Source organism: Nocardioides nanhaiensis (assembly GCF_039542785.1).
Classification (GTDB): Bacteria; Actinomycetota; Actinomycetes; order Propionibacteriales; family Nocardioidaceae; genus Nocardioides; species Nocardioides nanhaiensis.
Genome location: NZ_BAABIM010000005.1, coordinates 258,363 through 272,297, shown reverse-complemented (window position 1 = coordinate 272,297; position 13,935 = coordinate 258,363). Strand labels below are relative to the sequence as shown.

Here is a 13,935-nt window from a genome sequence, read left to right as displayed (position 1 = left end):
TCAAGCAGGTCGGCGACGAGGTCGCGGTCGACGAGCCGCTGCTCGAGGTCTCCACCGACAAGGTCGACACCGAGATCCCCTCCCCCGTCGCCGGCACCCTGCTGGAGATCAAGGCCGAGGAGGACGACACCGTCGAGGTCGGCGCCGTGCTCGCCATGATCGGCGAGGAGGGCGAGGGCGGCGGTGACGCCGAGGACTCCGCGACGCCCGAGGCCGAGCCCGCCGACGAGCAGGAGGCGGAGAAGAAGGCCGAGCAGGAGGAGGAGATCGCCCAGGAGAAGGGCGAGCTGCCCGACGGCGACGAGACCCCCGAGAAGGAGAAGGAGGACGCTCCCGCGGCGTCCGGCGGGTCCGGCGGGTCGGGTGGGTCGAGCGGTGGCGAGGGCACGTCGGTGACGCTGCCCGAGCTGGGCGAGTCGGTCACCGAGGGCACGGTCACCCGCTGGCTCAAGCAGGTCGGCGACGAGGTCGCGGTCGACGAGCCGCTGCTCGAGGTCTCCACCGACAAGGTCGACACCGAGATCCCCTCCCCCGTCGCCGGCACCCTGCTGGAGATCAAGGCCGAGGAGGACGAGACCGTCGAGGTCGGCGCCGAGCTGGCCGTCATCGGTTCCGGTGAGCCCGCCTCGTCCGGCTCCTCCGAGCCCGAGCCGGAGCCGGAGCCCGAGCCGGAGCCGGAGCCCGAGCCCGAGCCCGAGCCGGAGCCCGAGCCGGAGAAGAAGCCGGAGCCGAAGGCCGAGGAGAAGCCCGCGCCGAAGGCGACCACGACCGGCGACGAGCCGTCCGAGCCCAAGGCCGAGACCAGCACCGGCCCCGCCGACCGCGGCTCGTCGGACTCGGCACCGTCGGGCAAGGGCGGTGCCGCGAGCGACGGCGGCGGGTACGTGACGCCGCTGGTGCGCAAGCTCGCCGCGCAGAACGACGTCGACCTCTCCACCGTGCAGGGGTCCGGCGTCGGTGGGCGGATCCGCAAGCAGGACGTGCTCGACGCTGCGAAGGCCCAGCAGGAGAAGCAGCAGTCGGCCGCGCAGCCGGCCGCCTCCTCCGCACCGGCCGCCAGCAGCAGCGCCCAGCGCTCCCCCGCCGTCAGCTCCACGCCCTCGCCCAAGCGCGGCACCACGGAGAAGATCTCGCGCCTGCGCAAGATCATCGCCTCGCGGATGGTCGAGTCGCTGCAGACCTCGGCGCAGCTCACCCAGGTCGTGGAGGTCGACGTCACCAACATCGCGCGGCTGCGCGACAGCGTGAAGGCGGAGTTCCTCGAGCGGGAGGGCGTCAAGCTCTCCTACCTGCCGTTCTTCGCCAAGGCGGCGATCGACTCGCTGAAGTCGCACCCCTCGCTCAACGCGGCGATCGACACCGAGGCCGGCGAGATCACCTACTACGACCGCGAGCACCTGGCGCTGGCCGTCGACACCGAGAAGGGCCTGATCACCCCGGTGGTCAAGGACGCCGGCGACCTCTCGATCGCCGGGCTGGCCAAGAAGATCGCCGACGTCGCGGAGCGCACCCGCACCAACAAGATCGGTCCGGACGAGCTCTCCGGCGGCACCTTCACCATCACCAACCTGGGCAGCGTCGGGGCCCTGTGGGACACCCCGATCCTCAACAAGCCCCAGGTGGCGATCCTCGGCCCGGGCGCCGTCGTCAAGCGTGCGGTCGTGATCGACGACGCCAACCTCGGCGAGACCATCGCGGTGCGCCACATGGTCTACCTGGCGCTGACCTACGACCACCAGCTGGTCGACGGCGCCGACGCCGGCCGCTTCCTGCAGGAGGTCAAGGCACGCCTGGAGGCCGGTCAGTTCGAGGTCTGAGCCGCACCGGTCCGGCACGACGCCACCGGCCCCGCCCCGCGACGAGCTCGCGGGTCGGGGCCGGTGGTGCGTCCGGGCGCCGGGCGGGTGTCAGGAGTAGCGGTGGCTCTTCGCGGCGTGGCCCGCCTCGCGGGTGCAGGTGCGCCCGTTCATCGACCGGTGCCCGCACAGGCCGGGCTCGGCGGCCGGGACGGCGTCCGGTGTCGGCGTCGTCGTGGTGGTCTTCGCGGCCTTCGTGGGCTCCGACGTCGACTCCGCCGTGGGCGCCGGAGCCGCGACCGGACGGCGTGCCGGCGTGCCGGGGCGTGCGTTGCGACGGGCGTAGTTGGCCTCGCGCATGGCCCGCTGGGCCGCTTCCTTGCTCATGGGTTCCTCACCCCGCCACCGTAAGGCACGGCACCGACGGCGACCGGCAGGGTCAGCGCGCCTCGAGCACCCGGCTCAGGAACTGGCGCGTGCGCTCGTGGGTCGGGTCGGTGAGCACCTCCGCGCCACCCTGCTCGGCGATCACGCCGCCGTCGAGGAACAGCACCTGGTCGGCCACCTCGCGGGCGAAGCGGATCTCGTGGGTGACGATCACCAGCGTCCAGCCCTGCGCGGCCAGGTCGCGCACCACGGCGAGCACCTCGCCGACCAGCTCGGGGTCCAGGGAGGAGGTCGGCTCGTCGAGCAGCAGCACCTGCGGGTGCAGGGCCAGCGCCCGGGCGATGCCGACGCGCTGCTGCTGCCCGCCCGAGAGCTGCGCCGGGTAGCTGTCCTCGACGCCGCGCAGACCCACCTGCTCGAGCAGGCTGCGGGCCTCGGCCGTCGCCTCGTCGGGGTCGTGGCCCTGCACCTGCACCGGCCCCTCCAGCAGGTTGCCCAGCACCGTCTTGTGCGGGAAGAGGTGGTGCGACTGGAACACCATGCCGCTGCGCGCCCGCAGTGCCGCGACCTCACGACGACGCTGGACCTTCGGGACGGAGGCACCGAAGTCGACCTCCGCGTCGGCGATGCGCACGGTCCCGGCGTCGGGGGTCTCGAGCACGTTGAGCGAGCGCAGCACCGTCGTCTTGCCGGACCCCGAGGGGCCGATGAGCGCGGTGGCGGTGCCCACGCGCGCGGTCAGGTCGACGCCGCGCAGCACCTCGTGCTCGTCGAAGGCCTTGTGCAGGCCGCGCACCTCCACCAGCGGCGCGCTGGTCCTCGGCTCCTCGCTCACGTCGCGTACCTCCCGAGTCGTCGTTCCAGCGGATCCTGCGCCAGCGAGACCAGCCAGCACACCACCCAGTAGTAGAGGGCCGCGAACGCGTACAGCGGCAGGAACTGGCCGCTCGAGGAGGCGGCGTTGGTGGCCTGGCGCAGCAGCTCGGGCACCAGGATCACCGAGGCCAGCGAGGTGTCCTTGATCAGCGAGAGCAGCGTGTTGGAGAGCGGCGGCACGGCGATGCGCGCGGCCTGCGGCAGCACGATGCGCCTCATCAGCTGCGCGTACCCCATGCCGATGGTGGTGGCGGCCTCGTACTGCCCACGCGGCACGGAGAGGATCGAGGCGCGGATGACTTCGGCGGCGTAGCCGCCCACGTTGAGGCTGAGCGCCAGGATCGCGGCAGGGACCGGCGGTATCTTCAGCCCGATCTGGCCCAGCCCGTAGAACACGATGAACAGCTGCACCAGCAGCGGCGTGCCGCGGATCACGGAGATGTAGAACCGCGCGGGCCAGCGCAGCAGCGGGTTGCTCGAGAGTCGCGCCAGCGCGGTGCCCAGTGCCAGCAGCAGCCCGATGGCGAAGGAGGCCGCAGCGAGCGGGATCGTGTAGACGAGCAGACCGCGCAGCATGGGCCACGCGGTGTCGGCCACGACCTCGCCGGTGGAGCGGGTGTCGGACCCCTCGACGTCGGTCACCTCGGCGCCGCCCTCCACCGAGACGTCGGCGCCGAAGTAGCGCTCCGAGATCTCCGCCAGCGTGCCGTCGGCGGTGAGGCGCTGCAGCGCGGCGTCGGCCTGCTGCTGCAGCGCGGGGTCGTCCTGGCGGAAGGTGAGCGCCTGGGCGCCGACCTCCTCGCCTGCGTCGCCCACGATCTCGATGTCGGTCGAGCCGGTGGAGGCCAGGTAGTCGAGGATCGCGATGTTGTCGTTGACGATGACGTCGACCCGGCCCTGCGCCAGCAGCTCGGCCGCCTGCGCCAGGCCCTCGATCGAGCGCACCTCCGCACCGGCGTCACGGGCCACCTGCGCCCAGTTGCTGGTCTCGGACTGCGCCGCGGTGAGCCCGCGGATGTCCTCCAGCGACTCGACGCCCTCGGGGTTGCCGGCAGCGGTGACGATGACGCCGCGCGAGTAGGTGTAGGGCGTGGAGAACAGGTAGAGCGCCTCGCGCTCGGGGTTGATGGTGATCTGGTTGGCGATCATGTCGACGCGCCCGGAGTCGAGCGCCGGGAAGAGGGCGTCGAAGGGGCCTTCCACGAACTCCAGGCGCCACCCCGCCTCCGCGGCCACCGCCTCGGCGACCTCGATGTCGTACCCGGTCAGCTCGTTGGTCTCGGGGTCGCGGAACGTGAAGGGCGGGTAGGTGCCCTCGGTGCCGACCCGCACCAGCTGCCCGCCACCGGCGCCGTCACCGGCCCCGCCACCGGCCCCGCCACTCTCGTCGGCCTGCGCCGACCCGGCACCGAGGAGCACCTGGAGCACCAGGACGAGGCCCAGGAGCAGGGCCGAGGAGTACCGCGCGCGCATGAAGTCAACCTAGTCGATAGCCGTTGTCGTTCACCGCCCACGTCACGCGGGGGACGCCGGACCGGTACCCGCGACGCCGCTGCGCGCACCACCCCGCGCTACTCGAGGTAGCCGCCGTCGCGCAGGAAGTCCAGGGCGACGTCGACCGGGCGCTCGCCGTCGACGTCGACCCGGGCGTTGAGCTCGATCAGCGTCTCGTCGTCGAGCTGCTCGGTGACACCGGCGAACAGGTCCTCGACCTGCGGGTAGGCGTCGAGCACCTCGCCGCGCACCACCAGGCTCACGTTGTACTTGGGGAAGAACGGGGCGTCGTCCTCGAGCAGCACCAGGTCGAGCGCCAGCAGGCGCCCGTCGGTGGTGAAGACCTCGCCGAAGTTGCAGTCCCCGTTGGCGGTGGCGGCGTAGATGGCGCCGGTCTGCAGCGTGCGCACGTTGCCGGGGTCGACACCCTCGCCCAGCGGGACGTCGTAGGTCTCGAGCATCGGCTCGAAGCCGTCCTCGCGGTTGGCGAACTCCGACTCCACGCAGAAGGTCCGCTCCTGCGGCGGGATGTCGGCCAGCTGCGAGAGCCGCTCGATGCCGAGCCGCTCGGCGACCTCACGGGTGGTGGCGAAGCCGTAGGAGTTGTTCATCGGCGCCGGGGGCAGCCAGCGCAGGTCGTTCTCCTCGGCGTCGAGGTCACGCACGGCCTCGTACTGCTCCTGCTCGTCCTCGATGATCTCGGTCTGCGCGAAGTAGGAGGTCCACGCGGTGCCGGTGTACTCCCACCCCAGGTCGATGTCGCCCTGCTCCTGTGCCTGGCGCGAGGCGTCGCTGCCGGGGATGTTGGTCAGATCCGTGACCTCGGCGCCCGCCGCCTTGAGCAGCAGCACGGCGATCTTGCCGAGGATCAGCTGCTCGGTGAAGTTCTTGGAGCCCACCGAGGTGCTGAGACCCTGCAGGTCGACGTCGGCGACGTCGCCGGCCAGCTGCTCGGTGGGGGTGAAGCCGTTGGAGGTGGCCAGGCCGCAGCCGGCCAGGGCCAGGCTCGTGCCCGCGGCGATCGCTGCGGCCGCTCGACGCCAGCGCCGCGGAGCTCGGGTGTGCGTGGAAGGGAGCACTGCTCACACCCCCTTCGGCCGGACGACGGACTCCAGGATCCGGCCCAGCCAGTCGATGAGCAGCGCCAGCGAGGCCACCAGCAGCGCCCCGCTGACCACGATCGAGGTGCGGTAGAGCGTGATGCCGGTCTGGATGAGCGCGCCCAGACCTCCGGCGTCGATGAAGGTGGCGAAGGTGGCCGTGCCGACGACCAGCACCAGGGCGGTGCGCACACCGGCCATGATCACGGGGGCGGCCAGGGGCAGCTCGACGCGGAAGAGCACCGCCGCGGCCGACATGCCCATGCCGCGGCCCGCCTCCACCAGCGTCGCGTCGACGCCCTCCAGACCCACGATGGTGTTGCGCAGCACCGGCAGCAGCCCGTAGAGCGTCAGCGCCACGACGCCAGTGGTGAACCCGAACCCGAGCCAGATCGCGAACAGCACGATCAGCCCGATTGCGGGTGCCGCCTGCCCGGCGTTGGCGATGCCCACCACCAGGGGCGCCGCGCGGCGCAGCGGCTTGCGGGTCAGCGCCACCCCGAGCGGCAACGCGATCACCAGCACCACCAGGGTGGTCACCACGCTGATCAGCACGTGCTCCCGGGTCAGGCGCCAGATCGCGCCCCAGGCCAGCTGGCGGGCCTCGACGGCGTCGAGCTCCGCCGTCAGCCGCCACGCGACCCAGCCGCCCAGCACCACGGCCACCAGCGCGGGGATGGTCACCAGCAGCACGAGCTGCTCGCGGCTGACGCGCCGTCCGTTCCCGCCCGCACGCCCGACCGGCCCCGCCGCGGGCGCGGTGGCCGTGGTGGGCTCGCGCTCGGCGTCGAGCGCGGTCACCGGGTGGCCGCCTCGGCCTGCTCGGTCTGTCGCTGGATCTGCGCGGTCACCGCGGCGAAGTCCACGACGCCCAGGTACTCCTCGCGCTGCCCGGTGACGATGGCGCCGCCGTGGCTGGAGGTGAGCATGTCGTCGAGGGCGTCGTTGAGCGTGGCCCGCCGGTCGACGCCCAGGATCTCCTCGGTGCGCGGCGGCGGCACGCGGTCGTGGTCGGCGATGTCGCGCAGCCACACCCAGTCGCGGGGCCGGCGTCGCTCGTCGAGCACGACCACCGCCGTGTCGCCGGCCTGCTCGGCGCGGCGCAGCACCTCCGCGCTGGGCTCCCCCACCACGGCGGTGGTGGTGGGGCGCATCTCCACCTCCGAGACCCGGGTCAGCGTGAGCTGCTTGAGCGCGGAGCCCGCCCCCACGAAGTCCTCCACGAACCGGTTGGCCGGCGCGGCGAGGATGTTCTCGGGGGTGTCGTACTGCGCCACGTGCGCGCCCTCGCGCAGGATCAGGATGCGGTCGCCCAGCTTCACCGCCTCGTCGATGTCGTGGGTGACGCACACGATCGTCTTGCGCAGCTCGGCCTGGATGCTCATCAGCTCGTCCTGCAGCCGCTGTCGGGTGATCGGGTCGACGGCGCCGAACGGCTCGTCCATCAGGATCACCGGCGGGTCCGCCGCCAGGCCGCGCGCGACGCCGACCCGCTGCTGCTGGCCGCCGGAGAGCTCGCGGGGGTAGCGGTCGCGGTACTGGCCGGCGTCCAGGCTCACCAGGTCCAGCAGCTCGTCGACACGCTCCTCGACCCGGGCGCTGCTCCAGCCCAGCATCTTCGGGACCAGCGCGATGTTGGCCGCGACCGTCATGTGCGGGAACAGGCTGCCGCCCTGGATGACGTAGCCGATGCCACGCCGCAGCTCGTCGGCGTCCTGGCGGCGCACGTCCTTGCCCCCGATCGTGATCGTGCCCGAGGTGGGCTCGATCAACCGGTTGATCATCTTCAGCGAGGTCGTCTTGCCGCAGCCCGAGGGACCCACGAACATCACGGTCTCGCCGGCGGGGATCGTCAGGTTCAGGCCCTCGACCGCCGCACGCTCCTGGCCCGGGTAGCGCTTGACGACGTCGACCAGCTCGATCTCGACACCGCTGACCTCGCCGCTGACATCGCCGCTGACCTCGGATGTGCTCATGCGCGGATGCCCTTCGAGATGGTGAGACGGCCGACCAGGACGAGCACGGCGTCGACGGCGAGGGCCAGCAGCACCACGCCCACCGTGCCCACCAGCGCGCTGTTGAGCGCGTTGGCCCCGCCGTACTGGGCGAGTCCGGAGTAGATGTAGGTGCCGAGACCGGGGCCCAGCGCGATCGCGGCGATCGCCGCCACCCCCATCGACATCTGGGTGGAGGTGCGCACCCCGGCCAGCACCACCGGCCACGCCAGCGGCAGCTGCACGCGCAGCAGCACGCGCGCCGGCCCCATCCCCATCCCGCGGGCGGACTCCACGAGCGTCTTGTCGACGCCGTCGAACGCCACCACCGCGTTGCGCAGCACCGGGAGGATCGCGAAGAAGGTGACGACCGTGAAGGCCGTGTAGGGCTTGATGCCGAAGATCGGGAGGCACAGGCCGACCAGGGCGAAGGAGGGCAGCGTCAGCCCGATCGCGCTGAAGGTGTTGGCGAAGGGCTCGAGCCGTCGCACCCGCGTGACGAGCACGGCCACCGCGATGGCGAGCAGGGTGGCCAGGGTGACCGCCTGCACCACGATCAACAGGTGCTGGTAGGTGTTGAACGCGATGTCCTGGCGCTGCTGCTGCAGGTAGTCCCACATGTCTCGACGTGCCTTCCCCATCCGGTCGTTCCGGACTCGGTTCCCACCGGAGGGTCGCCTCATACCCCCGGCCGCCGGCCGCCTCGCTCCGAGCCGTCGCTCGGGACGTGTCCGTAGGCTCCTGGCATGACCTCGCTGCACGTCGTCGTCGCCGGCTCCTCGGGCTTCCTCGGCACCCACCTGCGCTCCGCCCTCGGTGCCCGCGGCCACCGCGTGACGGCACTCGTCCGCACTCCCGACGCCGGCCCCGGGCAGTCCACGTGGGACCCCTACGCCGGCGTCTATGACCGCACGGTGATCGAGACCGCCGACGTCGTCGTCAACCTCGCGGGCGCACCGACGCTGGGCAACCCGCACTCGCAGAAGTGGGCCCGCGAGCTGCGCGAGTCCCGCGTGACCACCACCCGGGTGCTGGCCTCGGCCATCGCCTCCTCCGATCGCAAGCCGGCGTTCCTGGCCGGCAACGGCATCTCCTACTACGGCGACCACGGCGACCAGCCGTTGCCCGAGAGCGCCGACTCACGCGGCGACGCGTTGCTCACCTCGGTGACCCGCGACTGGCAGGCCGTCGCCGAGCCGGCCGCCGAGGCCGGTGCGCGCCTGGTGGTGCTGCGGACCGCGCCGGTGATGGACCGCCGCGCCGCACCGCTGCAGCAGCTGCGGCTGCTCTTCAAGGTCGGCGGCGGCGGCAAGCTGGGCAACGGGCAGCAGTACATGCCGCAGATCTCGCTGCGCGACTGGGTGGGCGCCGTCGTGCACCTGGCCGAGCACCCGACCGCCTCCGGCCCGGCCAACCTGTGCTGCCCGGTGACCCCCACCAACGCCGAGTTCACCAAGGCGCTGGCCAAGGCACTGCACCGCCCCGCCGTCGCCACCGTGCCCCGCGTCGTCCTCGACAAGGCCGCCGGCGCCATGGCCCCGGAGCTGCTCAACTCGCTCAACACCCGCCCCGCGATGCTCGAGGGTTCCGGCTACGACTTCTCCGACCGCGACGTGCACGCCGTCATCCGCGCGGCCCTGGAGCCCGCGGACCCCGCCTGATCCGCTCGTCGGCCTCGGGGCCGAGCGGCCGCACCTCCACCACGCGCCACACCCCGCCGTCGTCACTGCGCAGGGTCACCGCGCGGTCGGTCGGCTGGTCTCCCGTCGGCAGCGGGACGGCGGCGGCCCGGCGTCCGGTGGCTGCCACCGGCACGGCGTGCCCGCCGGCCAGCCGGTCGGTGACGGCGAGCACCAGCTGGTCGGGGCGGCCGTCGGCCCCGGGCGCCGCCACCTCCAGCACCCGGACCGCGATCACCTGGGTGCGCAGTCCTTCGACCGCGAGGCCGCGTCGGCGCCACTGGCGCAGCATCGCCACGTCGACCGCGCCTGCGTCGGAGCCGTCGGCGTAGAGCCCGCGCAGGGCGGCGAGGTCGGCGCTGGCCCAGGCACGCGCCCGGGCCCGGTCCCAGGTGCGCAGCGCCGAGGTGGCCTCGCGCACGAGGACGGCGTCGGACGCCATGTCGGAGGCCAGGTCGGGCGCCGGGCCGGGGGCCGCTGCCGGCGCTGGCTCGGGAGAGCCTCCTGGAGGCGCCGGGCCCAGCACCCCCACCACGAGCGCCGCCAGGCTGCCGAGCATCGCCAGCGCCAGGGTGACGACGGGCAGCAGCGGCATACCCGTCCCTCGCAGGCGGGTGCGGCGGCGCGCGTGCCGGGACATGGCTCGTTCCTACCCCGATCCGGGCGACGGCGTCGGCGCTCATCCACAGGCGGCGGGGCGCGGGCGCCTACCCTGCTGCCGTGCTGAGTCGTCGCGCCCTGCTGCTGGGCGGAGCCGGGGTGGGGGTCGCGGGCGTCGCCGGTGGCGTCGGCGTGGTCGAGGGCGTGCTGCCCGGCCGCCCGTTCGTCTGGGAGCGGCTGGGGCTCAACGGCGAGGACGGCGTGGTGCCCGACGTCGAGCCCGGCCCGGTCGAGCAGGGCACCTTCACCTCCGCCGCGCGGCTCGGCGTCGAGGTGCCGTGGTGGGTCACGACTCCCCCGGGCGTCGACCCCGCGGGGCTGCCCGTGGTGGTGGCGCTGCACGGCGCCGGCGGCGACTCCGCGCTGCTGCGCGGGCCCGAGTACGACCTGCCCCGCTTCCTCGCCGCGGCGGTGGCCGACGGCGTCGCGCCGTTCGCGCTCGCGGCCGCCGACGGTGGGCGCACCTACTGGCGCGAGCAGCCCGACGGCGAGGACGCCGGCGCGATGGTCGCCCAGGAGCTGCTGCCGCTGCTCGCCGAGCGCGGTCTGGCGTGCGGCCCGCGGGACCGGTTCGGCCTGCTGGGGTGGTCGATGGGCGGCTACGGCGCCCTGCACCTGAGTGGCCTGCTGGGCCCCGACCGGGTCGCGGCGGTGTGCGCGGTCTCGGCCGCCGTCGACGCGGCGGGCGCCGCCGGGGCGAGCGTCATGGGCCAGCAGGAGCGGCTGGCCGGCATCGCCGTCCGGGTCGACTGCGGCACCGCCGACCCCTTCTACTTCCCGACGCAGGACTACCTCGAGGGCTTCCCCGACGACGTCGAGGTGGTCAGCTCCTTCGAGCCCGGCGGCCACGACCCCGGCTACCGCCGCCGGGTGCTGCCCGGCGAGCTGGCCTTCCTCGGCGAGCACCTCCCACCCGCCACGGCGGCGTAGTGTGGAGCGCGTGAGCGAGCTCGAGTTCCGCACCGCCGGCCTGGGCGAGGACGCCGTGGAGTACCTGGCCGCGTGGGACCTCCAGCGCGAGGTGCACGCCGGCGTCGTCGAGGGCTCCCGGCCGGGCACCGTGCTGCTGCTCGAGCACCCGCCCGTGTACACCGCCGGCAAGCGCACCGACCCGCACGAGCGGCCCGCCGACCCGGGTGGCGCAGCCGTCGTCGACGTAGACCGCGGCGGCAAGATCACCTTCCACGGCCCCGGCCAGCTGGTGGGCTACCCGATCGTGCGGCTGCCCGAGCACGTGCGCGTCGTCGACTACGTGCGCCGCGTCGAGGAGGCCCTGATCCAGGCGTGCGCCGAGCTCGGCGTCACCACCGCCCGCGTGCCGGGCCGCAGCGGCGTCTGGCTGCGCGCCGACCACCGCGGCCCCGAACGCAAGGTCGCCGCCCTGGGCATCCGGGTCAGCCGCGGGGTCACCATGCACGGCTTCTCGCTCAACTGCGACGTCGACCTCGGCTGGTACGACCGCTTCGTGCCCTGCGGCATCGCGGACGCGGGCGTCACGACGCTCTCCGCCGAGCTGGACCGCCGCGTCGGCGTCGAGGAGGCGATCCCCGTGGTGGAGCGGCACCTGCGCCACTACCTGGCGTGGGAGCCGTACACCCCGACCCCCGATTACGAGCCCCGCCCCGAGCCCGGTCGGGCGCCGCGGATCCAGCTGCTCACGCCGTGAGCGAACAGGCGTTCCGCCGAGTCTGGTGACCCACGGGTAGCGGCGTACAGTCGAGCGTGTGAGTGGCTCTCCTTCTGACCCTGCCGGCCGCAAGCTGCTGCGCCTCGAGGTGCGCAACGCCGAGACCCCCATCGAGCGCAAGCCTGAGTGGATCAAGACCAAGGCCACGATGGGGCCGGAGTACAAGCACCTGCAGAACCTGGTGAAGTCCGAGGGGCTGCACACCGTGTGCCAGTCGGCCGGCTGCCCCAACATCTTCGAGTGCTGGGAGGATCGCGAGGCCACCTTCCTCATCGGCGGTGACCAGTGCACCCGCCGCTGCGACTTCTGCCAGATCGACACCGGCAAGCCGCAGGAGCTCGACCGCGACGAGCCGCGCCGCGTGGCGGAGTCGGTGCGCTCCATGGAGCTGCGCTACTCCACCATCACCGGCGTCGCCCGCGACGACCTGCCCGACGGCGGTGCCTGGCTCTACGCCGAGACCGTGCGGATGATCCACGAGCTCAACCCCGACACCGGCGTCGAGAACCTCATCCCCGACTTCAACGGCAAGCCCGACCTGCTGGCCGAGGTCTTCGAGTCCCGGCCCGAGGTGCTCGCCCACAACGTCGAGACCGTGCCGCGGATCTTCAAGCGGATCCGCCCCGCGTTCCGCTACGACCGCTCGCTGGGCGTGCTCACCGCCGCCCGCGACTTCGGGCTCGTCACCAAGTCCAACCTCATCCTCGGCATGGGCGAGACCCGCGAAGAGGTCTCGCAGGCGCTGCGCGACCTGCACGACGCCGGTTGCGAGCTGATCACGATCACCCAGTACCTGCGCCCCTCCGCGCGCCACCACCCCGTCGAGCGCTGGGTCAAGCCCCAGGAGTTCGTCGAGCTGGCTGCCGAGGCCGAGGAGATCGGCTTCTCGGGTGTCCTCTCCGGCCCGCTGGTGCGTTCGTCCTACCGGGCGGGTCGCCTGTACCGTCAGGCGATGGACGCCCGCCAGGGCGCCCCGGCCTGAGCCGGCCGGTCCACGAGCACGAGAGCAGCGAGAGCACGAGCGTGGCCACCAAGCCCCCAGCCAAGCCCAGCAAGCAGCCCAAGCAGACGCGCGCCGAGAAGAAGGCCGCCAAGGCCGCTGCGGCCAACGACCCCTCGAAGATGGGGCGTCGTCAGCAGTTCGCCGAGACCTACAAGATGGCCCGGCGCACCGACACCAGGCTGCCGCTGTGGCTGGTCGGCGTCTTCGTGGTCGCCGCCACCCTGGGCTTCCTGCTCTTCTTCGTGGTCCTCCCCGGCGACGGCGCCCTCAGCACCGTCATCTCGATCGTCGGCGCCCTGCTCTTCGGCACGCTCGCCACGATGATCGTCTTCGGCAGGCGCGCCCAGAAGGCCGCCTACGGGCAGATGGAGGGCCAGCCCGGTGCCGCCGCGGCCGCCCTGCGGATGCTGCGCCGCGGCTGGAAGACCGACGTCGCCGTCGCCTTCACCAAGCAGCAGGACGTCGTGCACCGCGTGGTGGGCCCTCCGGGCATCATCCTGGTGGGCGAGGGCAACGGCGCCCGGCTGCGCCACCTGATGACCAGCGAGCGCCGCAAGCACGAGCGCGTCGCCTCCGAGGTGCCGATCCACGACGTCGTCTGCGGTCGCGGCGAGGGCGAGGTGCCGCTGCCCAAGCTGGTCAAGCACGTGCAGAAGCTCGGCCGCCAGGTCAAGCCCGCCGAGATGACCGACATCCTCAACCGCCTCAAGGCCCTCGACGCCCAGCGCTCGAACATCCCGATCCCCAAGGGTCCGGTCCCCACCAGCATGAAGGGTCTGCGCGGCAACCTCCGCGGCCGCTGAGCCCGGCTCGGCGCCGGGTCCTCAGGAGCGCTGGGGGTAGGCCTTCGCGATCAGCGCCTGGTAGGTCGGCAGCGTGACGGTGGCCGTGCCGGCCACCAGGTCGTGCAGGCCGCGCCCGTCGGGGCGGAAGACCAGCGGCGGGATGACGAGCAGCACCAGCGCCTGGCGCACCAGCAGGAGCAGCGGGTTGACCGGGCGCATCAGCCCGTCGGCGGGCACCGTGCGCAAGCGGGTGGCCATCTTGCCGAAGGAGCCGCCGAGCAGGTAGGTGAACAGCGCTGCCTGCACCGCGTAGACGGGCAGCACCCACAGCTGGGCGGTACTGCCGACCGCGCTGTAGTCGGCCCACCCGACGACGGCGACCACCACGAGCGTGCTCACCAGCCAGTCCACGATCAGCGCCAGGAACCGGCGCGCCCAGGAGGCGGTCTCGAACGGCGGTGCGGTGCTCACGCT

General features: G+C 73.0%; 15 protein-coding genes. 6 read left to right on the top strand and 9 right to left on the bottom strand.

Translation table 11 applies throughout. The annotated features are described in order from the left end of the window. The coding region (gene sucB / locus ABD948_RS20990) for a 2-oxoglutarate dehydrogenase, E2 component, dihydrolipoamide succinyltransferase (protein WP_345271919.1) at positions 1 to 1,817 on the top strand (1,817 nt) is incomplete at its 5' end. Positions 1,818 to 1,907: 90 nt separating this feature from the next. Here sucB and ABD948_RS20985 read toward each other — a convergent pair. The 7 genes from ABD948_RS20985 to ABD948_RS20955 all read right to left on the bottom strand — a co-directional run bounded on the left by ABD948_RS20985 (position 1,908) and on the right by ABD948_RS20955 (position 8,267). After that, positions 1,908 to 2,183 carry a hypothetical protein gene (locus ABD948_RS20985; protein ID WP_345271913.1) on the bottom strand — a complete coding sequence of 92 codons (276 nt, stop codon included), beginning with the start codon at positions 2,181 to 2,183 and terminating at the stop codon, positions 1,908 to 1,910. A gap of 52 nt (positions 2,184 to 2,235) precedes the next feature. After that, entirely contained in the window at positions 2,236 to 3,018 is a 783-nt protein-coding gene (locus ABD948_RS20980) for an amino acid ABC transporter ATP-binding protein (RefSeq protein ID WP_425576659.1), read from the bottom strand. After that, positions 3,015 to 4,532, bottom strand: a complete 1,518-nt coding sequence (locus ABD948_RS20975; protein ID WP_345271910.1) for an ABC transporter substrate-binding protein/permease — start codon at positions 4,530 to 4,532, stop codon at positions 3,015 to 3,017. The genes ABD948_RS20980 and ABD948_RS20975 overlap by 4 nt, the downstream gene beginning before the upstream one ends. 98 nt (positions 4,533 to 4,630) lie before the next feature. Beyond that, complete coding sequence (locus ABD948_RS20970) at positions 4,631 to 5,632, bottom strand: glycine betaine ABC transporter substrate-binding protein (protein ID WP_345271906.1); 1,002 nt, start codon at positions 5,630 to 5,632, stop codon at positions 4,631 to 4,633. Between the two features lie 3 nt (positions 5,633 to 5,635). Next, positions 5,636 to 6,454 carry an ABC transporter permease gene (locus ABD948_RS20965; protein WP_345271901.1) on the bottom strand — a complete coding sequence of 273 codons (819 nt, stop codon included), beginning with the start codon at positions 6,452 to 6,454 and terminating at the stop codon, positions 5,636 to 5,638. Next, on the bottom strand, positions 6,451 to 7,629 hold the full coding sequence (locus ABD948_RS20960; RefSeq protein WP_345271894.1) for an ABC transporter ATP-binding protein: 1,179 nt from the start codon (positions 7,627 to 7,629) through the stop codon (positions 6,451 to 6,453). Before ABD948_RS20960 ends, ABD948_RS20965 begins: the two co-directional genes overlap by 4 nt. Beyond that, positions 7,626 to 8,267 (bottom strand): ABC transporter permease, encoded by a 642-nt coding sequence (locus tag ABD948_RS20955; protein WP_345271886.1) that lies wholly within the window; start codon positions 8,265 to 8,267, stop codon positions 7,626 to 7,628. The genes ABD948_RS20960 and ABD948_RS20955 overlap by 4 nt, the downstream gene beginning before the upstream one ends. Before the next feature lie 126 nt (positions 8,268 to 8,393). Here ABD948_RS20955 and ABD948_RS20950 point away from each other — a divergent pair, with 126 nt between their 5' ends. After that, positions 8,394 to 9,308 carry a TIGR01777 family oxidoreductase gene (locus ABD948_RS20950; protein ID WP_345271881.1) on the top strand — a complete coding sequence of 305 codons (915 nt, stop codon included), beginning with the start codon at positions 8,394 to 8,396 and terminating at the stop codon, positions 9,306 to 9,308. Here the strand turns inward: ABD948_RS20950 and ABD948_RS20945 are convergent. Next, positions 9,271 to 9,966: a hypothetical protein gene (locus ABD948_RS20945; protein ID WP_345271878.1), complete on the bottom strand. Its 696-nt coding sequence runs from the start codon at positions 9,964 to 9,966 to the stop codon at positions 9,271 to 9,273. The two genes, ABD948_RS20950 and ABD948_RS20945, sit on opposite strands and share 38 nt — an antisense overlap. 80 nt (positions 9,967 to 10,046) lie before the next feature. Here ABD948_RS20945 and ABD948_RS20940 point away from each other — a divergent pair, with 80 nt between their 5' ends. The 4 genes from ABD948_RS20940 to ABD948_RS20925 are packed head-to-tail and all read left to right on the top strand — an operon-like array spanning position 10,047 to position 13,479. After that, positions 10,047 to 10,916: an alpha/beta hydrolase gene (locus tag ABD948_RS20940; protein WP_345271872.1), complete on the top strand. Its 870-nt coding sequence runs from the start codon at positions 10,047 to 10,049 to the stop codon at positions 10,914 to 10,916. A gap of 10 nt (positions 10,917 to 10,926) precedes the next feature. Beyond that, positions 10,927 to 11,652, top strand: coding sequence for a lipoyl(octanoyl) transferase LipB (gene lipB / locus ABD948_RS20935; protein WP_345271866.1), 726 nt, complete (start codon positions 10,927 to 10,929; stop codon positions 11,650 to 11,652). A 58-nt stretch (positions 11,653 to 11,710) separates the two neighbouring features. Then, entirely contained in the window at positions 11,711 to 12,655 is a 945-nt protein-coding gene (lipA, locus tag ABD948_RS20930) for a lipoyl synthase (protein ID WP_345271861.1), read from the top strand. Between the two features lie 41 nt (positions 12,656 to 12,696). Further along, positions 12,697 to 13,479 (top strand): DUF4191 domain-containing protein, encoded by a 783-nt coding sequence (locus tag ABD948_RS20925; protein WP_345271854.1) that lies wholly within the window; start codon positions 12,697 to 12,699, stop codon positions 13,477 to 13,479. Positions 13,480 to 13,500: 21 nt separating this feature from the next. On the opposite strand, the gene ABD948_RS20920 is transcribed toward ABD948_RS20925, so the two are convergent. Then, the gene (locus tag ABD948_RS20920; RefSeq protein ID WP_345271850.1) at positions 13,501 to 13,932 is read right to left on the bottom strand and encodes an RDD family protein; all 432 of its coding nucleotides are present in this window, start codon (positions 13,930 to 13,932) and stop codon (positions 13,501 to 13,503) included. Between the last annotated feature and the right edge of the window lie 3 nt (positions 13,933 to 13,935).